Origin of the sequence: Brevundimonas intermedia, assembly GCF_027922165.1 — a bacterium.
In the GTDB taxonomy this organism is placed as follows: domain Bacteria; phylum Pseudomonadota; class Alphaproteobacteria; order Caulobacterales; family Caulobacteraceae; genus Brevundimonas; species Brevundimonas intermedia.
Genome location: NZ_BSFD01000010.1, coordinates 151,529 through 171,688 on the forward strand (window position 1 = coordinate 151,529; position 20,160 = coordinate 171,688).

The 20,160-nt window shown below is 65.2% G+C and carries 17 protein-coding genes and 1 tRNA gene; 8 read left to right on the forward strand and 10 right to left on the reverse strand.

Going from position 1 to position 20,160, the window contains the following annotated elements:
* Window position 1: 1 nt before the first annotated feature.
* The 7 genes from der to PKE72_RS13470 all read right to left on the reverse strand — a co-directional run bounded on the left by der (window position 2) and on the right by PKE72_RS13470 (window position 6,144).
* A complete protein-coding gene (der, locus tag PKE72_RS13440; RefSeq protein ID WP_271165890.1) occupies window positions 2-1,621 on the reverse strand; it encodes a ribosome biogenesis GTPase Der in 1,620 nt (539 codons plus the stop codon).
* 31 nt (window positions 1,622-1,652) lie between these two features.
* Window positions 1,653-3,032 carry a PQQ-binding-like beta-propeller repeat protein gene (locus PKE72_RS13445; RefSeq protein WP_271165891.1) on the reverse strand — a complete coding sequence of 460 codons (1,380 nt, stop codon included), beginning with the start codon at window positions 3,030-3,032 and terminating at the stop codon, window positions 1,653-1,655.
* A gap of 23 nt (window positions 3,033-3,055) precedes the next feature.
* Complete coding sequence (locus tag PKE72_RS13450; RefSeq protein WP_271165892.1) at window positions 3,056-3,802, reverse strand: tetratricopeptide repeat protein; 747 nt, start codon at window positions 3,800-3,802, stop codon at window positions 3,056-3,058.
* Between the two features lie 79 nt (window positions 3,803-3,881).
* Entirely contained in the window at window positions 3,882-4,718 is an 837-nt protein-coding gene (gene panB / locus PKE72_RS13455; RefSeq protein ID WP_271165893.1) for a 3-methyl-2-oxobutanoate hydroxymethyltransferase, read from the reverse strand.
* A 59-nt stretch (window positions 4,719-4,777) separates the two neighbouring features.
* Complete coding sequence (locus PKE72_RS13460) at window positions 4,778-5,179, reverse strand: hypothetical protein (protein ID WP_271165894.1); 402 nt, start codon at window positions 5,177-5,179, stop codon at window positions 4,778-4,780.
* Entirely contained in the window at window positions 5,169-5,726 is a 558-nt protein-coding gene (locus PKE72_RS13465) for an RNA polymerase sigma factor (RefSeq protein WP_271165895.1), read from the reverse strand. Before PKE72_RS13465 ends, PKE72_RS13460 begins: the two co-directional genes overlap by 11 nt.
* A 22-nt stretch (window positions 5,727-5,748) precedes the next feature.
* Entirely contained in the window at window positions 5,749-6,144 is a 396-nt protein-coding gene (locus PKE72_RS13470; protein WP_271165896.1) for a DUF6249 domain-containing protein, read from the reverse strand.
* Window positions 6,145-6,327: 183 nt separating this feature from the next.
* On the opposite strand from PKE72_RS13470, the gene PKE72_RS13475 reads away from it, so the two are divergent.
* Together PKE72_RS13475 and PKE72_RS13480 are read left to right on the forward strand one after the other, a co-directional pair.
* Window positions 6,328-6,567, forward strand: a complete 240-nt coding sequence (locus PKE72_RS13475) for a hypothetical protein (protein WP_271165897.1) — start codon at window positions 6,328-6,330, stop codon at window positions 6,565-6,567.
* An 11-nt stretch (window positions 6,568-6,578) separates the two neighbouring features.
* Window positions 6,579-7,412, forward strand: coding sequence for an endonuclease/exonuclease/phosphatase family protein (locus PKE72_RS13480; protein WP_271165898.1), 834 nt, complete (start codon window positions 6,579-6,581; stop codon window positions 7,410-7,412).
* Here PKE72_RS13480 and PKE72_RS13485 read toward each other — a convergent pair.
* Window positions 7,405-7,752 (reverse strand): ArsC family reductase, encoded by a 348-nt coding sequence (locus PKE72_RS13485; protein ID WP_271165899.1) that lies wholly within the window; start codon window positions 7,750-7,752, stop codon window positions 7,405-7,407. The two genes, PKE72_RS13480 and PKE72_RS13485, sit on opposite strands and share 8 nt — an antisense overlap.
* Window positions 7,753-7,872: 120 nt before the next feature.
* On the opposite strand from PKE72_RS13485, the gene PKE72_RS13490 reads away from it, so the two are divergent.
* Window positions 7,873-9,672 (forward strand): ATP-binding protein, encoded by a 1,800-nt coding sequence (locus PKE72_RS13490; RefSeq protein ID WP_271165900.1) that lies wholly within the window; start codon window positions 7,873-7,875, stop codon window positions 9,670-9,672.
* Here the strand turns inward: PKE72_RS13490 and PKE72_RS13495 are convergent, their stop codons facing one another.
* A complete protein-coding gene (locus PKE72_RS13495) occupies window positions 9,673-12,291 on the reverse strand; it encodes a TonB-dependent receptor domain-containing protein (RefSeq protein WP_271165901.1) in 2,619 nt (872 codons plus the stop codon).
* Between the two features lie 188 nt (window positions 12,292-12,479).
* Here PKE72_RS13495 and PKE72_RS13500 point away from each other — a divergent pair, with 188 nt between their 5' ends.
* Window positions 12,480-13,583: an ABC transporter ATP-binding protein gene (locus tag PKE72_RS13500; RefSeq protein WP_271165902.1), complete on the forward strand. Its 1,104-nt coding sequence runs from the start codon at window positions 12,480-12,482 to the stop codon at window positions 13,581-13,583.
* On the opposite strand, the gene PKE72_RS13505 is transcribed toward PKE72_RS13500, so the two are convergent.
* On the reverse strand, window positions 13,580-13,936 hold the full coding sequence (locus tag PKE72_RS13505; protein ID WP_271165903.1) for a phage holin family protein: 357 nt from the start codon (window positions 13,934-13,936) through the stop codon (window positions 13,580-13,582). The two genes, PKE72_RS13500 and PKE72_RS13505, sit on opposite strands and share 4 nt — an antisense overlap.
* 115 nt (window positions 13,937-14,051) lie before the next feature.
* Here PKE72_RS13505 and PKE72_RS13510 point away from each other — a divergent pair, with 115 nt between their 5' ends.
* The 4 genes from PKE72_RS13510 to PKE72_RS13525 all read left to right on the forward strand — a co-directional run bounded on the left by PKE72_RS13510 (window position 14,052) and on the right by PKE72_RS13525 (window position 20,137).
* Window positions 14,052-14,489, forward strand: a complete 438-nt coding sequence (locus PKE72_RS13510; protein ID WP_271165904.1) for an HIT family protein — start codon at window positions 14,052-14,054, stop codon at window positions 14,487-14,489.
* A gap of 68 nt (window positions 14,490-14,557) precedes the next feature.
* Window positions 14,558-14,633 (forward strand) — tRNA-Thr (locus PKE72_RS13515).
* 324 nt (window positions 14,634-14,957) lie between these two features.
* Window positions 14,958-17,483: a beta-galactosidase GalA gene (gene galA, locus PKE72_RS13520; RefSeq protein WP_271165905.1), complete on the forward strand. Its 2,526-nt coding sequence runs from the start codon at window positions 14,958-14,960 to the stop codon at window positions 17,481-17,483.
* A gap of 29 nt (window positions 17,484-17,512) precedes the next feature.
* Entirely contained in the window at window positions 17,513-20,137 is a 2,625-nt protein-coding gene (locus PKE72_RS13525; RefSeq protein ID WP_271165906.1) for a TonB-dependent receptor, read from the forward strand.
* Window positions 20,138-20,160: the final 23 nt, after the last annotated feature.

The window sequence follows — 20,160 nt, forward strand, 5'->3', positions numbered from 1 at the left end:
CTCACTTCTTGGCGCCGCCCTTTTGGCCCGTACGGATGCGGCCGGAGCGCGAGACCTGACGGGCGCCGCCGCGGGCGCCCTTCTGGACCGCCACCGACGACCCGGCCTTCTTCGACGCGCTGGACTTCAGCCCGCCCAAGACCTTGGGCTGGGCCTTGCGGGTCTTCTTCTGCTCCAGCGCCTTGCCGGGCAGTTTGGACAGAGCCTCTTCCTTTTCCGCCTTCTTGATCCGGCGCGGCGCGGTCTTGGCGTCGCCCTTGTAGCGTTCCGGACCCGACTTGGCGCCGCCCTCGGCATAGGGGTTCACGCCGCTTGATTTAACGTTCAAACGGATCGGCGTGCCCGGCAGGTCGAAGCTCTCGCGGATCGAATTAACCAGATAGCGCTTGTAATGCTCCGGCATCGACTCGGCGCGGTTGGCCATCAGCACGAAGGTGGGCGGACGGGCCTTGGTCTGAGCGATGTATTTCGGTTTGATCCGCTTGCCGTCCACGGCGGGGGGCGGGTGCCGCTGTGTGGCCATGGACAGCCAGGTGTTCAGGTCCTTAGTCTTCACCTTGACCGACCAGGTGTCATAGGCCTGAAGCACGGCTGGCATCAGGCGTTCGACGCCCCGTCCCGAATGCGAAGACAGGGCTACGAAAGGCGAGCCCTTCAGCTGGGGCAGCTTGTCCTCGGCCATGCCCTTAAGCTTGGCCATGCGGGCCTGGGGCTCTTCTTCCAGGTCCCATTTGGACGCCACATACACCAAGGCCCGACCTTCACGCTCGACCAGATCGGCCAACTGCAGGTCCTGGGTGTCGAAGGCGTCGTCCTTGTCCATCATCAGGATGACAACTTCGGCGAAGGTGATGGCGCGGATGGTGTCGGCGACCGACAGCTTCTCCAGCTTCTCCTGCACACGCGCCTTGCGACGCATGCCGGCCGTATCGACCAGGCGGATATTCTTGCCCTCGAACACCCAGTCGACCGAGATCGAATCGCGCGTGATCCCCGCTTCCGGCCCGGTGAGCAGGCGGTCGTCGCCGATCAGGCGGTTGATCAGGGTGGACTTGCCGGCGTTCGGACGGCCGATCACAGCGATGCGGATCGGCTTGTCCGGCTCGTCGATCTCTTCGATGAAGATGTCCTCGGACGCCGCGCGGATGGCCTTGTACAGGTCCGCCATGCCCTCGCCGTGCTCGGCCGAGATGGCGACCGGCTCGCCGAAGCCCAGGGCGTGCGCCTCGCCGACGCCGCCGCCGCTTTCGCGGCTCTCGGACTTGTTGGCCAGCAGGATGATGGGCTTGTGAACCTTACGCAGGCGCTCGGCGAAAATCCGATCCAGCGAGGTGACGCCTTCGCGGGCGTCCATCATGAACATGACCAGTTCGGCGTCGTCCAGCGCGGCCTCGGTCTGCTCGCGCATCCGGGCTTCCAGACTGTCGTCGGTGACGTCCTCGTAGCCCGCCGTATCAATCAGCGTCAGATCCATGTCGCCGATATTGCCGTCGGCGTAGCGCCGGTCCCGGGTCACGCCGGGGCGATCATCGACAAGCGCAAGGCGCTTGCCGACGAGGCGGTTGAACAGTGTCGATTTGCCCACATTGGGGCGGCCGACGATGGCGACCTTTAGAGCCATGTCGGCTTTCTAGCTTAGTTCGGGCTGAAAATCAGCGGATGCAAATCAGCTGACCGTTATCGGTCAGCACATACAGGGCGCCGTTGTAGGCGGCGGGTGCGATATAGGCGGGCGCGCCCAACTTCAACGTGGTTTGAGCCGCACCTGTCTTGGGATCAAAGGCGACAGCCTCGCCGTAGGAATTGACCATCACCAGGCGGTTGGAGGCCAACAGCGGACCCGACCATTGCGGATAGATGGTCCGGCGGCCGAAGTTCAAGAAGCCGCCGACCTTGCGCTGACGGCCTTCGTTCAGTTCGCGGGTCCAGTAGATCTGGCCCGTGTCGCGGTTGGCGGTGATCAGTTCGCCGGACTTGGAGACCGCATAGACGACGTCCCCGACCGGCAGGGGCGCGTTCACGCCCGTCACGGGCAGCTGCCACTTGGGCTGGCCCGAGCGTAGGTCCAGAGCCGAAAGCACGCCCGAGTGGCTGACGCCGTAAACCATGCCGCGGCTGATGACCGGGCGACCGGCGACGTCCCGGACTTCGGACAGGGCGCTGGTGCGGCTGGTGCGCGACAGCGTCTGTTCCCAAAGCGTCTGGCCGTTCAAGGCGCTGAGCGCGACCAGTTGGCCCGAGGCAAACGGCGCGATGACCGTATTGCCCGTCACGGCGGGGCTGGAGGCTCGCAGAACGCGGGCCGGCTCGGCGATGCCGCGATAGGTCCAGTCCTGGGCGCCGGTATTGACGTCGAAGGCGAACAACTGGCTGTCTACATCGACGACGAAGACGTGGGCGCCGACGACCGTCGGGGCGCCGTGGATCGGAGAATCGACCTGCTGCGTCCAGACGACGGCGCCGGTGCCGGCGTCGAGCGCGGTCATGGAGCGATAGCCGGACGAGACGAACAGCTTGCCGCCGGCGAAGGCGACGCCGCCGCCGAAGCCGCCATTGCGATCACGGTCGGCGTCCTTGACGTTGGCCTTCCACAGGATCTCGCCGCTATCGGCCGAGACAGCCGAAACGGTCGATTCGCCGTCCATTACGAAGATCTTGCCGTCGGCGGCCACGATCGGCGCCATGACGTTGCCGACCCGCGCCGAGCCCTCGCCGATGCTGCGCTTCCAGGCGATCTGGAAGTTTGGAGCGGCGATGACATGCTCCACCAGGTTTTCGGCAGAACCGCCCGGCTGGGTCCAGGCCGTCGCGGCCTGAGGTCCCGGCAGGAAGAAGTCGCGTCCGGACAGGGCCGCCGACGGAGTCAGCTGCTGTTCGAACTCCAGCACCGAGATACGGTCGCCGGCGGATGCGGTCGCTTGCGGATCTTCCTTCTTGCCCAGGCCGAAGGGCAGGTTGCGGCTGACCGTGCCGCACGAGGCCATGGTCGCAGCGACGCCGCAGATCAGCGCGACTTTCAGAACTCGGTTCATCTTTGGCGTCCTGTAAGGGGTCGTCACTGTTGGGCCGGAGCGCCGGGAGTCGGCGCATTGGCGGCGCCGGCGGCCGACGGAGCCGCGGCCTTAGCCGCATTCACGATGTCTTTGAGCGCACCCGCCGTGCCGGCGTCGATGGTGGCGACGGCGATATTGGCGCGCTGACGAACGTCGTCAGGCACATCCTGCCCCAGTTGCAGCAGGACGAAGGCCTCACGGGCCTCCTTGGTCTTGCCGTGCTGGAGACGCGCCAGGGCCAGGGCTTCCTGGGCGAAAGCGTGCAGCGGGCGATCATCCTCGGCCAGCGGCGTCAAGCGCGCCTCGATATCGGCCAGCGGCGCGGTGTCCATCACCAGGAAGGCGGCCTTAAGGGCGGGCGGGTCCGACAGGATCGGATCGCTGGACGCCTTTGCGGCCTCATCGAACAGGCGGACGGCGTCGGGGATCTTGTCGGCGGTTACGGCCAGGCCGGCTTGCTGTTGCAAGGCCAGGACCTTGTAGGCGCCATTGCCTTCCTTGACCGCTTCCTCGAAGGCGAGGCGAGCCTCGGCGGGCTTTTCAGCACGCAGGGCCTCCATGCCGCGATCATAGGCCTCTGCGGCCTTTCCGGCCTTGTTGGAGTTCAGGCTGTCCCAGCCCCACCAGCCGAGGGCCGCGACCAGGGCGACCACCAGAACGACGCCCACGACAGGCAGCCATGTGCGGGCCAGGCGCTTGTACCGGTCGGAGCGAAGCTCCTCCTCGACCTGCTCGAAGACATCAACCACTGAAACGTCGCCCCAAAATCGCAAAAAGCAAACCGGCGCGGACCCTAGAAGGTCGGCTCCCCGCCCGCAACGTCGTCCGTTACTGCGAAGCCGGCTTTTTCGAGAAGTAGGTCTCGACTTCGGCAGGAAAACGGCGGGTTTTCACATCATTGGCGAAAGCTGCGGCCGCGCGGTCGATCTCGGTGCGCAGATCCGCGTACTTCCGCACGAATTTCGGGGTCCAGTCGAACATGCCCAGCATGTCGTTGACCACCAGGACCTGGCCGTCGCACGCCGCCGATGCGCCGATGCCGATGGTCGGCGCGTCAATGCTCTCGGTGATTTCCCGCGCCAGCGATTCGGCGACCCCCTCAATTACGATGCAGAAGGCGCCGGCCTCGGCCGTGGCCTTTGCTTCCGCCATGACACGGTCCCGCTCGAAATCGGTGCGTCCCTTGGCCTTAAACCCGCCCTCGGCCAGTATCGCCTGAGGCCGAAGCCCCACATGGCCCATAACCGGGATGCCGCGCTTGACCAGGAAGGCGACGATCTCGGCCAATTCGACGCTGGTCTCCAGCTTGACCGCCTGGGCGCCCGTCTCCTTCATCACCCGCACGCAGTTGTCGTAGGCGACCTCCTTGCCGCCCTCGTACGAACCGAAAGGCATATCCACCACCACCAGGGCCCGACGCGATCCCCGCACCACCGCCTGACCGTGCAGGATCATCATCTCCAGCGTCACCCCGACAGTGTTGGGCAGGCCGTGAACCGCCATGCCCAGGCTGTCCCCGACCAGCAGCACGTCGCAGTGCGGATCCAGCAATCCCGCCATCGGGGCGTCATAGGCCGTCAGACAGACGATGGGCTCGCCGCTCTTGCGGCTCGCGATATCGGGCACGGAGACGCGCTTGATCGTCTCCTGGGTGTGAACGGACATCGAGGGGCCTCCTGACCTGAAGTGCGGTCAGATAAGCCCCGCGATCCGCCAAGTCACCCTCAGACGTCCTGCGACAGCTTCACCAGCCCTGCCGCCAGAAGGGCGACAAGCGCCCCAGCCACGATCCAGAACGCCATCATGCCGGACCCGTCCATCAGGTCGAAGGACCCGACACCCAAGCCCTCCAGCCCGGATTGAGCCGCGCCCTGGGCCGTCGCCGCCGCCGTCCGCACGCCCTGCGTCAGGGTCGTTTCGTCGCCGGCGGAGAAGTTGAAGTTGACCCCTTCCCTCACCGCCAGGACGCCGCCGACCAGGCCGGCGCTCGTCAGAGCCAGGGTGCGCCAGCGCGACCGTTTCTCCATGCTGGCCTGGACCGTGGCCAGGAACAGGGCCTCATCGGCCATTCGAGGCGTCTGCGCGAACAGTCGCTCGATCATCGGATCGAATTCATCAGCCGACATGGGTCGACCTCCCGCCTGAGCCGTGCGCCGGCTGAAGCCGGGCGCGGAGTTTATCCAGACCACGTTTGACATGGGACTTCACCGTGCCGAGCGGCAAATCCATGGCCGCCGCGATTTCGGGATGGGACATTCCTGCGCCGTGGCACAGGGACACGCACACACGCTCGGTCTCGCTGAGCGTCTTCAGGGCCTCATCCAGGTCCATGACCCCCGCCCGATCGACGACGACATCGGCCTCATCAGCCTCGACCTCGGCGACATAGCGGGCCTCGCGGGCGACGCGCTTCAGATAAAGACGCGCGGCGATCTTCTTGATCCAGCCCGCGAACGTCCCCTGCCCCCTAAACTCCGAGCAGCGTTGGAACCCCTGCAAGAAGGCGTCCTGGGCCACATCGTCAGCCAGGGACGGCGCCGCGCCCATGCGGCGCAGAAGCCCCCGGACCGCCGAACCATGCCGGCGGACCAGTTCGCCATACTCCCGCCGACCGCCGGCCGCCGCCTGGGCGGCCAGCTCCACGTCGTGGAGATCGCGCAAGGACTTGCTCATGACCTCTCCCCCGACCCGACCCTCAGGCCTTGTTGGGGTTGAAGATGCCCAGGATGATGAAGGCGACGCCGATGGCCACCGGGATACAGGCAAGGCCCAACAGTGCGCCTTCCCCATTGCCGCCCCAGTCACGGCTGGCGTTGTCAACCGCCAGCGCAAAGCCGGCGATGCCGAAGCCCGTCGCCAGGCTGAGCACGCCCTTGCGGATATCCTTGGTGCGAGACGGCAAGCCCTTCTCCACATCCTTGGTCATGGCGTCGATCAATTCGGGCGGCAGGGTCTGTCCCTTGTCCACCGCATGGCGAACCGTCAGCTGCATCTCGCGACGCTCCCGATTTTTCAGGAAGGATGGTCCAACGATCACAGCAACGATGGACGAGAAGATGATGAAGACGACGAAGATGGGTGTAGCGTCCATAATGAACTCTCTTTTGATCCGGTGCGACAGCCTGATGCGGCGGCCTTCTGATCACAAGAGGCTGCGGGACGCGCCCATGGATGCGACGACGGACGTGAAATCTTCGTAAGGTCAGGCGTCGGGCACGATGACGCGTCGCACGGTTCGGGCTAGGGTAAGTCCTGATCCATAAGGAGAGCCCCCATGACAACCGTCACCTATCGCATCGTAGAGCACGACGGCGGCTGGGCCTATCAGTCGGACAGCGTCTATTCCGAGACCTTCTCCAGCCACGACGCCGCCAAGGCGGCTGCGGTCCGCGCGGCGCGGGAGCAGAAGGTTCCGGATAAGAACGCAGCCATCGAGTATCAAACCGCAGACGGTCGCTGGATCACCGAAACCGCCGACGGCCATGATCGGCCCGTCACTGACGTCGAAGGTTGAGAACCACGCGAGTGGTTTCACGTCGTTTCCTGATCGCTGCAGCCGCGCTTGTGCCGATGGCGGCCTGCGCGCCCGCGTTGCACGCCGGCTTGAGTTCCGAGCCGGTCACGGCCGACTCATCGCACCTGACGCTGACGACCTTCAACATCTGGCACAATATGGGCGACTGGCCCGCGCGGCGGCCTCTACTGATCGAAGCCTTGCGGGCCCAGAACGCAGACGTCATCGCGTTGCAGGAAGTCCTGGAAGACGCCAATACCGGGCTGGAGAACCAGGCTGAGATGCTGGCCCGAGAACTGGGCGGCTATAAGGTCGCCTTCGTCTCGACCGACCCGGAGGGCGCGCCGCGCCGTTACGGAAGCGCCTTGCTGACCCGGCTGCCCATACTGGCCCAGGACTCGGTTCGGCTGGAACCGCTGGATGATTACCGCACGGCGCTACGGGTGCGGGTGTCCGTTGCGGACCGACCGGTCGATGTCGTCGTCACCCACCTGGCGCACCAGCCGGAGGCGGGAGCCGTGCGCGCCCGCCAGATTTCGCACCTCTTGTCCTGGCTCCCGCAGGACGGCGTCCCTCTTGTCGTCATGGGCGACTTCAACGCGCCCCAAGAGGATCCGGGACTGGCGACCATGACCGGTCCTCGCTTCGTCAGCGCCCTGCCCCCCGGTTCGGCGGCGACCACCCTGAATCCCGCCAAGGGCCACGCCAGCCGCGTCATCGACCATATCTTCGTGGAGCCGGAGTTTTTCACCCCCACCGCCGCCCATGTCTTTGGCGACCAGCCCACGAACGGCGAATACCCGTCAGATCATTTCGGCGTCACCGCGACGGTTGCGCTTAACTGAAGGCCTGCGCATAGGCCTCTGGCTTGAATCCCACGAGGCGGCGGTCGCTCAGATCCAGCACCGGCCGCTTGATCATAGACGGCTGGGCCAACATCAGGGCCATGGCCTTCTCACGATCCACGTTCGCCTTTTCCGCGTCGGCCAGTTTCTTAAACGTCGTGCCGGCGCGGTTCAGCACCGTCTCCCAGCCATGCTCGTCGACCCATCGCCCCAGAGCGCCAGCATCAACACCCGCCTTCTTGTAGTCATGGAAGACGTAGTCAACGCCCTGCTGCTCCAGCCAGACACGCGCCTTTTTGACGGTGTCGCAGTTGGGAATACCATAAAGAACGACAGCCATCGGAGATCCATGCTGAGGTGGAGATTTGGGCCGCCTAGATAATCATCCTGATCGGTCCTGAAAGACATTTTTCATCGGGAAAGGCCTAATTCGCGTCAGACGCTGACACACGGTTCGCACATGACGATCTCCGTCCCGACGGCTCGCCTTCGGGCCTTGATCCAGACACGGGCGGCGCGCTCCGCCCTGGCCGTGTTGGCGACGATGACGGCGATGGTTGCGGTCATGTTGCTGGTGGTCTGGGCCAATCTCTCCACGCTCAACTCGGCCGATCAGTCCGTCAGGCACACGGCGATGGTGGAACGCGCAGCGGCCAATCTGTTGACGGCGGCTCTTGATCAGGAAACGGGCGTCAGAGGCTATGTAGAGAGCGGCGGCGACGGAAATTTCCTACCGCCCTACATCAAAGGCCAGCAGAAATTTTCTGACGAGCTCCAGACCTTGTCCCGGCTGACGCTCGGCAATCCCTCCCAGAAGGCTCAGCTCGACGGCGTGCGGACGGCGATGGAAACCTGGCGAGCGGTCTACGCTGAACCTCGACTGTCGAGCTTGAGCGACAAGGGCGCCGACCCCGTCCTGGCGATCGAGGGGCGAGCCGCGATGGACGAGCTTCGCCGCCGGCTAGAAGCCCTTCGGGCGCAAGAGGCCGCCATGACGCTTGAACGCGAAGGCGCGCGCAATCTCGCCTATGCGACCGCCCGGGTTACAATCGTCGCCGTGGGTCTGGCCGCGCTCGGCTTCGGCGCCGGCATGGGCCTTTGGGCTGTTCGCATCGCGGACCGACGTGAACGCGAGGTCCTTGCCTTCGCCAAGTCCAAGACGCGAATGCTGGCCGTGGTCAGCCATGAAATTCGCACGCCGCTGAACGGCATGCTGGGCATGTTGCAGATAATGGCCGGCGAACCGATGGATCCAGCCCAGAAGCAGAGGCTGGAGGTCGCGCTGGAGTCGGGCGAAACCCTGACGTCCCTTCTCAACGATCTCCTGGACGCCTCTAAGATCGAGGCTGGGAGATTGGAACTTGTGGAGGCGGACTTCGACCTGGCCCGGTTGCTGGATCGTATGAAGGCCGCTTTCGGCGAAGTCGCCCACAAGAAGGGCGTCGCTTTGCGGATTGAAGTGACACCGGACGCCGCCGGAGACTGGATCGGCGACAAGGTTCGAATTGGGCAAATCCTGGCCAATCTGATTTCCAACGCCGTGAAGTTCACTGATCGCGGCGAGGTCGTCGTGGCCGTCGCAGTCTCGACGGCAGGCGGGCTCCGGATGGATGTGCGCGACAGCGGCATCGGCATGGACGAGGCCGCACTCGGAAGACTGTTCGCCCCCTATGTGCAGGCCAGCGCCGAAACCTCGCACACCCATGGAGGGACAGGCCTCGGCCTATCCATTTCCCGCTCTCTGGCCCGGATGATGGGCGGCGACATCACCGTGGAGAGCACGCCCGGCCAAGGCTCCTGCTTCACGGTGGAACTGCCGCTCGAGCGCGGCATCGCCGCCGCCACCGAGGCGGAAAGCGCGCCCAGCCTGGCCGGACTTCGCGTGCTGGCGGCCGACGACAATGCGGTGAACCGCAAGGTGCTGGCCGCCATCCTGCCGAACCTCGGAATGGAGGTCACGGTTGTGGAGGATGGCGACCAGGCGGTCGCTGCATGGCGTGACGACTCCTACGACATGGTCCTGCTGGACCTTCGCATGCCGGTCTGCGACGGTTTCGAGGCCACTCGCAAGATCCGCGCGGAAGAGGTCGATGGACGCCGCACCCCGCTGATCCTGCTCTCCGGCGATGTTTCCGCATCAGTCCGCGAACAGGGCCGCGAAGCCGGCCTGGACGGATTCGTCGCCAAACCGCTGGACGTCCATATGTTGATCGAGGCGATGAGCGCCGCCCTGCCCCCTGCCCGCCCCCTGGCGGCCTGATCAGAAGCGCTTTGTGAGCCCCAGGCTGACCACTCGTCCGCGCGGATCGGCGACGACGGGATCATAGCCGAAGGCGAACTGCGCCAGAGGCGGCGCCTTGTCTGCCAGATTGACCACGCCCACAGCCAGCTCGAGATCGGCGCCGAGTGCACGGCTATACAGAAGGTCGATCGTCGTCTGGCTGGCGATCGTCGTATCCGTCACCCCGCTGCGGTCATTGTCATAGCCGGCGGTGTAGTGGACCAGGCCGGTCACGGAATGGACGCCGCCGCTCCACCCCAGCACAAACTCCCCGCGATTGCGCGGCAAGGAACGGCCGATGTTGTTCAGATTGGTCGAACCAACGCCGGACACTTCCGCCGCACTGTCATTCAAGCGGATGTCGTAACGATCCACATAGGTCCAGGTCGCGGAAGCCGTGGCCTGACCACCCCAAAGCGCATGACCATAGCGGGCCGAGACATCCATGCCCTGGGTCTCCACCGACGACGCATTGATGAAATAGAGCTGAACGAAGGTCAGGGCGCCGCTGGCCGAGCGCGTCAGGCGCGACTGAGCGTCCGTGCCCGTCAGGCCGGCGGCCGTGTCAGCCGCCGCCTGGTTGATGATCGCCTGGGCCGATTCCTTGACCACCTGATCGGTGTAGTCGAACCGCCAGGCGTCCAATCCCAACGCAAGGCCCTGAACAGGACGCCATTGAGCCCCGAAAGTCAGGCTCTCGGATTTTTCAGGCTTCAGGTCCGCGTCACCCGACGTCAAGGTGTTGACGAAGACAAAGGCGCCGCGATCAAATACCGACGGCTGAGAGGCTTGCGCCCCTGACTGCGCATAGACCGAAGGTGCGCGGAAGCCTTGCCCCCAGGACGCGCGCAGCGCGACGGTGTCGGTGACATCCCAACGCACGGCGGCCTTAGGACTGAATCGTCCTTCTCCGTCATAGGACTCGTACCGCCCGGCCAATTGCCCCTCGACCCGGTCGCCCAGGTGAACACGGCCTTCGGCATAGGCGGCCACGGTCTGCTGATCGCCGTCGAAGTCGGGCGAATAGCCCGCCGTCAGCAGATCGCCGGCGTTCACGAAGTCGCTCCAGTCATGACGAAAGGCGCTGCGCCGGTACTGGACGCCCAGCGCGACATCGACCGAGCCGCCGGACCAGGCGAACGCCTGGCCGCTGGTGGAAGCGTCTGCAGTCGTCAGGCTGGCGGAACCGCGCAGGCCCGTGGAGCCGATCAGACTGTCAATAAGCGCGTCACTGTTGGCCGTACCCGTCCCCAGATAGGCGCTTCCGAAGGGGTTGAAATACTGGCAGACCCCGACCCCCGGCGTGCCGGTGGCGGCGTCGCAGCCCGCGCCGCCCAACCCGTTCAGCGCGTTCTGCAATGCGCTTCCGATCACATCGGGCTTGTCATAAGCGACGTGCTGACGGCTGGCGGTGGCGGCGATATTCCAGTCCCAACCATTGGCGAAAACGCCCTCCAGCCCCGCGGCCAGACGCCAGGTCTCATAGTCGAACTCCGCCGTCGACGCCCCGGCCTCCGCCCCAAGCAGCCGCCCTCGGAACAGCACGTCCTCGCCGAATGGATTGTCTGGATGAGAGGCCGGCACGGTCAATGATTGCGCCAGGATCGGCAGGGACGGCGTCTGTCTCGCGCGGGTCCAGGTCGACGACCAGGCGCCCTGCAGCGACAGGATCATGTCCCCGACCGGCCGACGATAGTCGGCGAACAGCTGGGTTCGCGTCTCTTCCGGCGTCAGGTCGAAAAAGTCGGAATAGTCGAGGCGGCAAAAAGTATCGCTCGCACTGTTGCGATAGGCCGCGCCGAAGGCGGCGTTGTCACAGTCGGGATCCGGCGCATAGGCGTTGGCGCTCGGCCGATAATAGGATCCTGGCTGCCCATAACTGGTCACGGCGGTCCAGGACGCGCGGTCGTAGCCTTCGGCCTGGGTGAAGTCGCGTTCGTCCGTGCTCAGGGCCGACCTGTGGAAATACGACGCCGCCAGGGTCAGGTCGCCGCCCAGAAGTCCGAACCCGCCGATGGCCTGGATCACGCTCTCTTCCGACCCGTCGGCGACCGCATATTTGGCGCTGACCTCAGGCCGGGCCACATCATGCCGCGTGATAAAATTGACGACTCCCGCAACGGCGTCGGAGCCATAGACGGCCGAGGCGCCGTCCTTGACGACCTCGACCCGCTGCAGAGCGATCATCGGCACGAGCGAGTTGATGTCGACAAAGGCGGCCCCGTCGGTGGCCACCACAGCGCTGGACGTCCAGCGCTGACCGTCGACCAGCACCAGGGTCGCGCCGAGGCCGAGATTGCGCAGGTTGAACTGGGCCGTGCCTGAACTCTGGGGTTGGTTCAGTTGGTCGACTTGGGCTTCCGAGCCCGAATTGGCGGTCACCAGTCGGACCAACTGCGAGGCGTCGGCGACGCCCGCCGCCGCAATAACGTCGCGGTCCACGGTTTCGACCGGCGCGATCCGGTCCCCGCCCGCGATCCGCGACCCGGTGACCACAATGTCGTCCACAGACGACCCGGCCACTTGCGCCTGCACTGCGCAGACGCTGGCCAGCCATGCGGCCGAAACCGTCGCCATCAGGATTGAACGCCGCATCATCGATATCTCCCGCGATTTGCCCGCGGGCTTCTAGCCATCGCCCACCATTTGCGAAAGAGCAATTTTGCAGTTTTGCAAATTTCGCGAAATCAAGCAGAACGGCTGGGATCGCGGCAAACGAGCCGTTGATCCCGCCATGTAACCGGTTACGGTGCGCGCAAAATCAAACAGCTCAGGGAACAGGAAGCATGGCGGACGTCCGTCTGGTCGACGTGAAGAAGGCGTTCGGCGCCGTCGAGGTGCTGAAGGGCGTCGATCTGGAGATCGCCGACGGGGAATTCGTCGTCTTCGTGGGCCCCTCGGGCTGCGGCAAGTCCACCCTGCTTCGCACCATCGCCGGACTGGAAGAGGCGACGACTGGCCAAGTCTCTATCAGCGGCCGCGTGGTCAACGACCTGTCGCCGTCTGACCGAGGCATCGCCATGGTGTTCCAGTCCTACGCCCTCTACCCCCACATGACGGCCTACGACAACATGGCCTTCGGTCTGAAACTGGCCAAGACGGACAACGCCGAGATCGACCGACGCGTCCGCGCCGCCGCCGAGGCGCTGAGCATCACCGACTATCTGGACCGCAAGCCCAAGGCCATGTCCGGCGGCCAGCGTCAGCGAGTCGCCATCGGCCGCGCTATCGTGCGTGAACCCGAGGTCTTTCTGTTCGACGAGCCGCTGTCGAACTTGGACGCCGCCCTTCGGGTCCGGATGCGCTACGAGTTCGCACGGCTCCACGCCGAGTTGAAGACGACCATGATCTACGTCACCCACGATCAGGTCGAGGCCATGACCCTGGCCGACCGGATCGTGGTGCTGAACGGCGGCCGGATCGAACAGGTCGGCGCGCCGATGGATCTATATCAACGTCCTGCCAACCTGTTCGTCGCCGGCTTCATCGGCAGCCCCCGCATGAACATGCTCACCGCCGAGTTGGTGCAGGGCTCGTCCACAGGCGCCACGATCCGGACGACGGCCGGCGAGACCCTGCAGGTGGCAGTCGACGCGACCTCCGCCAAGGCCGGAGACGCCGTCACCCTCGGCGTCCGCCCGGAGCATCTGACCCGACCGAACGGCGAAACGGCCCCTGACGCCGACACCCTGACCGCCGAGGTTCTCTTCGTCGAAACCCTGGGCGCCGCGACCATGGTCCACCTCAGGCACGCGGCCTCGGACGACACACTGACGGTCCAGTTGGCGGGCGAGGTTCCGACCCGGCCGGGCGAGGACATGCGCCTTCACGTCACCGCCGCCCAGGCCCATCTGTTCGATGCGAACGGCCACGCCTTCACAAGGCTTTAGCCGCGCTTCTCGTCCCCGCCGATGAAGGCCCCGGCGATCCAGCTGACGACGCCGGTGACGATGGCTGCGCCGATCCCGGCCCACAGCCCGTCGACGGCGAAGCCGCCCAGGAAGACGGCGGTCAGGCCGATCATCGCCGCATTCACGACCAGCAGGAACAGACCCAAGGTGATCACCGTGATCGGGAAGGTCAGCACGACCATAATGGGCCGCACCACGGCGTTGATCAGTCCCAGAATAATGGCCGCCGCGACCAACGAACCCGTATTGGTGAAATCGACGCCCGGGACGATCTGAGCGGAAAGCCACAGACCGAGCATGGTGACGGCGGCTTGAATGATAAAGCGGATCATAAGGTCCTCGACAGCCTGTGAAGCGTCACCATAACGCCGGATATCCAGGAAGGCTCCCCCTCGCCGTCCCACGCTGCTAACCAGTGCAAGGATCAAGACCAGACGGAGAACAGCCATGAGCCTTCACGGCGCCTATGACCCCGACAATATCTTCGCCAAGATCCTGCGCGGCGAGATTCCCTCGGTGAAGGTGTGGGAGGACGACCAGGTCCTGGCCTTCATGGACGTCTTTCCCCAGTCGGAGGGCCATGTCCTGATCATCCCCAAACAATCCCAGGCCCGGACCCTGCTCGAGATCGAGCCTGACGTCCTGTCCCGTCTGACCGCCGCTCTGCAACGCACGGCCAAGGCCGTCGAGAAGGCCCTGAAGCCCGACGGGATCTCGGTCATGCAGTTCAACGGCGAAGCGGGCGGTCAGACTGTCTTCCATTTGCACTTCCACATCATCCCCCGCTGGGCCGATCGCCCGATGAAGGGACATGGGCACGCGCCGATGGCTGAGGCCGCCGCCTTGCAGCCCCTGGCCCAACGGATCGCGGCGGCGATGGACTGAATTCCCGTCGGCGCCATCTTGCACCCGGTACGATCCATACGCATAAGGCCTGCGATCGCTTTGAAGGCGCCGGTTTAGCTCAGTTGGTAGAGCGCCAGTTTTGTAAACTGGATGTCGCGGGTTCGATTCCTGCAACCGGCACCATTTCCGATCCAGCCTCGCGACCGAGCGAGGTCGGCTGTCTCGCAGCTAGAAGCTTGAGCGATCGGAGATATCCGCGAAGTCGAGCCTAGCGACTTTCTGACACATCTATCGGCGCTCCCGCTGCCGAACAATTCGGCGCGCCACTGAGTAGTCCGCAAGGGCATTTTCGGCGGGTCGTCCCGACGGCGACCGCGCTCAGCTGTACATGCTCCTCGGCCGCCTCATACCGCATATGAAAATTATTTTATTGACAGAACGAACCAACAGCCGCTTTCTGGACCTCAAGAGGCCGCTAACAGGCCCGAGTGCTCAGGGAGACGCGCGTTGGGGCGCAAGGGTTCAAATCTTACGGTCGACCGCCGTGTCGTGCTGCAGAGCGCCGGCGGCCTGACGCTCGCCTCGACCGTTTTGACCGGGCCAGCGGTCGCCGACTCGATCACTGCACCCCGCCCGAGCCATGAGTTCCGTCAAAGCATGAAGCTGGCGTTTGATTGGAAGTTCGCGCTCGGCCACGCGTCAGACATGGCGAAGGACTTCGGCTTCGGACGAGACCAGCGCACCTACGCCAAGACGGGCGGTTCCGAGAGTTCGCCGATCGCGACGGCGGCGCTGCCGGGCTTCGACGATTCCAGCTGGAGCTCGGTGCAGATCCCTCATGACTGGGCCATTGATCTGCCGTTCGATCCCGGCCCAGGCGGCTTCGGCCCCGACCAAGACGACCCTCACGCCGCCCACGGCTATCGGGCCTTGGGACGCGATCACCCTGAAAACAGCGTCGGCTGGTATCGGCGCCCGTTGGACATTCCTGCAGACTGGTCCGGACGGCGGCTGAGCCTTGAGTTCGACGGCGCCTTCCGTCAGGTCGTGGTCTTCCTGAACGGAATCATCGTCGACGAACACGCCGGCGGCTATGTTCCATTCACCGTCGACATCACCGATGTGGCCCACCCCGGCGAAACCAACTGGCTGGTCGTCCGCGTAGACGCCAGCCTCGGCGAAGGCTGGTTCTATGAAGGCGCAGGCCTGTATCGCCATGTCCATCTGACGGCGACAGACCCCATCCACCTTCCCCCGCACGGCGTCTTCATCCAGTCCGCCCCGCGCGGCGCGGGCGCGACCGCCAAGATCAGCATTGACGTCCGTAACCAGTCCGACGCCGCCCCCGAAGCCCGTGTTCGCACCATCGTCCTGGCCCCGAACGGTCTCGAGATGGCCCGCAACGAGACGGGCTTGTCCATAACCGCCTGGGGCGACGGCAAGGTCGAGCATGATCTTGCCTGGGACGCCGCCCCCCTGTGGTCGCCGTCCGATCCGCAGCTTCACCGCCTCGTGGTCGAGGTCGAGGTCGGGGGTCGGATCACAGACCGCACCGAGACCTCGTTCGGCGTACGCTCTGCCGTGTTCGACGCCAAGCGCGGCTTCCTGCTCAACGGCCAGCCGTTGAAGCTTCTGGGCGCCTGCTGCCACCAGGACCACGCCGGCGTCGGCGCGGCCATCCCGGATCGGCTCCAGGATTGGCGGATCGAGCAGTTGAAGGCCATGGGCTGCAACGCCTATCGCGCCTCGCATAATCCGGCCACGCCCGAGCTGATGGACGCCTGCGACCGCCTGGGCATGCTGGTCATCGCCGAGACGCGGCGCATGTCGTCCGACGATGAGTCAATGGCGGAACTGGCGACCCTGGTGCGGCGCGACCGCAACCGCCCCTCGGTCATCGCCTGGTCGATCGGCAATGAAGAACAGGCGATCCAGGGCAACGAAACCGGCGCGGCCATCGCCCGCACCATGAAGCGGCTGGTCAACCGTCTCGATCCGTCCCGCCCGGTCACCGCCGCCAAGGACCAGGATTTCGACACCGGCGTCTCACGCGTCGTCGACGTACTGGGCTTCAACTATCGCACGCCCCAGATGGAGGGCTACCACGCCCGCTTCCCGGATCAGCCCATCCTCGGCAGCGAGACGGGCAGCACCGTCTCGACGCGGGGCGAATATGTGCTGGACGCGGCTCGCCACATCGTCCCCGCCTATGACCGCGAACATCCTTGGTGGGCCTCGACCGCCGAGGAATGGTGGACCATTGCAGCAGAGCGGCCCTACATCGCCGGCGGCTTCATCTGGACCGGCTTCGACTACCGCGGCGAACCGACCCCCTACAGCCGTTGGCCCAGCGTCGGCTCCTATTTTGGGGCCATGGATTCTTGCGGCTTCCCGAAGGACAATTACTGGTACTACCGCGCCTGGTGGCGGCCGGAACCGCTGCTGCACCTTTTCCCGCACTGGAACTGGGAAGGCCGCGAAGGCGAGGAGATCGAGGTCTGGGTCCATTCCAACCTTGATCGCGTCGAACTGCTCGTGAATGGCCGCTCGGCCGGCGCGAAGATGGTCGAGCGCAACCGCCACCTGGCCTGGTCGGTCCCTTATGCGCCGGGCGTGCTGGAGGCGCGCGGATATAAGAATGGTCGCCTGGTCGCGACCCAGCGTCGTGAGACCGCCGGCGCCCCGGCGGCTCTGCGTCTGTCCGTCGATCGTCAACGATTGACCGCTGACGGCGAGGACGTGGCGATGATCGCCGCAAGCGTCGTGGACGCCCGCGGCCGGCCCTGTCCTCGCGCCAACGACCTTGTCGTCTTCGAGGTCGCGGGCGACGCCCGGGTCATCGGCGTCGGCAACGGCGATCCCGTCAGCCACGAGCCGGATCGCAGCGACCGCAGACATCTGTTCAACGGACTGGCCCAGGCCATCGTCCAGACGGGCCGCAAAGGCGGCCCCATCACCGTCACGGCGCGGGCGGAGGGGCTACGGCCCGCCGTGCTTCGTCTCGACGCCCGCACCACCAAACAATCGACCTGAAAATCAGGCGAATACAGGGGGAGTTTCTAATGACCGCCAATCGCAAGACCATCGCCGCCGCCAGCGTATCGCTCGCCGCCCTTCTCACCGCAGCGCCTGTCTGGGCGCAGCAGGCGCCCGCACCCGCCGCCGATGACGCCGCCCAGGTCGATGAAGTCGTCGTGACCGGCATCCGCGCCTCGCTGCGCGACGCGATCGGCGTCAAGCGCCGTTCGGACCTGGTGGTCGAGGCCATCTCCTCCGAGGATATCGGACAGCTTCCGAACGTGACCATCGCCGAAGAGCTGGTGCGTCTTCCCGGCGTCAACGGCACGCGCGACCGCGGCAACCAGAGCCAGGCCTCGATCCGGGGCCTCGGCCCGCGTCTGGTGCTGGGCCTCGTCAACGGCCGCGAAGTCGCCTCGTCGGAGCCGGACCGCAATGTCCGCTGGGAAATCTACCCGTCGGAAGTCGTCTCGGGCGTCGAGGTCTACAAGTCCCAGTCCGCCGACCTGATCTCAGGCGGCATCGCCGGCACCATCAACATCCGCACCATCCGCCCGCTGGACTATCGCGGCCCCAGCTTCGTCGGCACCGCCGGCGCGGTCTACTACGAGGGCGGCGAGGATCTGCCCGACTATGATCCGCTAGGCTCGCGCTTCAGCGCCAGCGTCACCCATCGGCTAACCGATACCCTGGGCGTCAACCTCGGCGTCACGCATCAGGAACAGAAGAACGGCTATTCGACCTTCGAAGGCTGGGGCTGGAACGATGAGGACACCGGCGGGTCGCCCGGCGACATCGACGGCGACGGCGATCTGGACGCGACCTTCTGGGGCGCCCAGACCCAGGTCAAACGCCTGACCGAAACTCGCAACGGAATCAACGGCGCCCTGCAATGGAAGCCGTCCGACCAGTTCGAGCTGAACATGGACGCCCTCTATTCGAAGGTCGAGATCGACGAGGACCAGAACCAGATCTGGTACGGCAGGAACAACGCCTACGCGAACTTTGCCGGCGCCTCCGGCTGGGCCTACGGCGATCCGGCCGCCTCCTACACCATCATCGACGGCACAGTGGTCGCCGCCACCCTGCCCTTCGCCTCGGTCACCAACGTCATCGCCAAATACGTCGAGGACAAGACGCTGCTGGCCACGGGGCTGAACGGCAAATGGATGTCGGGCGCCTGGACCCTGACCGGCGACGTCGCCTACTCCAAGGCCGAGCGCGAGAACCTCTGGCGCGCCATCTTCACCGAACACTATCCGGCCCTCGCCGGCGTCGACATGACGCCGGGTCAGACGCCTTCCGCCTTCGCCAGCTACAATACGTCAGACCCCAGCTTCCAGCCGCTGTTCGACTATGTTCCAGGCCAGGCCGACGGCGGCAAGCTGACCGACGAACTGACATCGGCCCAGTTCGACGTCTCGCGCTACGGCGGCGAGACGGGCGCGACGGAAATCTCGTTCGGCGCCCGTGTCGCCGACCGGTCCAAGGCCTATGAGCGGCTGCTGTGGACCCAGGCGCCGATCGTCGCCACTCTGCCTGCCGGCCTGTTGAGCAGCTTTACCGTTTCCGACTTCGATACCCCCGGCTTCCTGAACGGCGATTTCAACGCCGTGGCCCAGGCCGCCTATGGCGGCTTCGTCCAGCCCGCCGACGCGGTGGACGAAGCCTCAGGCTGGTCAGTCGATGAGACGGTCTTCGAAGCCTATGTGAAGGTCGATTTCGCCGGCGACCTCGCCGGACTGCCGGTCACCGGCAATGTCGGCATGCGCGCGGTCCAGGCCGAGACCACCAGCCAAGGCTATGAATCGGTCAATAGCGGCGCCCTCGTGCCGATCTCGATCGACAATGACTATTTCGAACTGCTGCCCAGCCTGAACCTGACCCTGGCCCTGGCCGAAGACCAACAGCTGCGGTTTGGCCTTGCCCGGACCCTGGCCCGTCCGCCGCTGGATGAGCTGCGCGCCGGCCGGACGCTGTTCAATACGAACCCGCCGCCGACAGGCTCCGCAGGAAACCCGAACCTGAAGCCCTATATCGCCAACCAGGTCGACCTGTCCTACGAGTGGTATTTCGCGCCGGAAGCCCTGTTGGCCGCCGCCGCCTACTACAAGGATGTCGAGACCCACATCGGCTACTTCACCCAGCCGGTGACCATCGATGGCGTGACCTACAATGTCACCGGTCCGTTCAACGGCGACGGCGGCGGCATCAGCGGGATCGAGCTGACCTTCCAGACGCCGTTCCGCTTCATCCCGGCGCTCGAGAACTTCGGCATCTACGCCAACTTCGCCTATGTCGATTCCGACGTGAAGGAGTTCTCTCCGGTCAATAACCCGCTGGAATCGACCGGCTTGGCCCGCGAGACGGCGACGGTGGACCTCTGGTACTCGGACGGCAAGTTCGAGAGCCGTCTGGGCTACAAGTACCACAGCCCCTTCACTGTCATCAGCGGCTGGGACGGGTCTGCGCTGCGCACGCTGGACAGCGAATCCACTTTGGACTTCAGCGCCTCCTATCAGGTGACGTCGAATCTGGGCGTGCGCTTCCAGGCCAGCAACCTGACCGATGAAGAGGTCAACACCTACTACGACAACGACGAGAACCGTCTGGCCAGCAACACCCGCTTCGGTCGCCGGTTCAGCCTCGACGCCACCTTCCGCTACTAACCCCTAGTTGCGCCTCTAGCTTA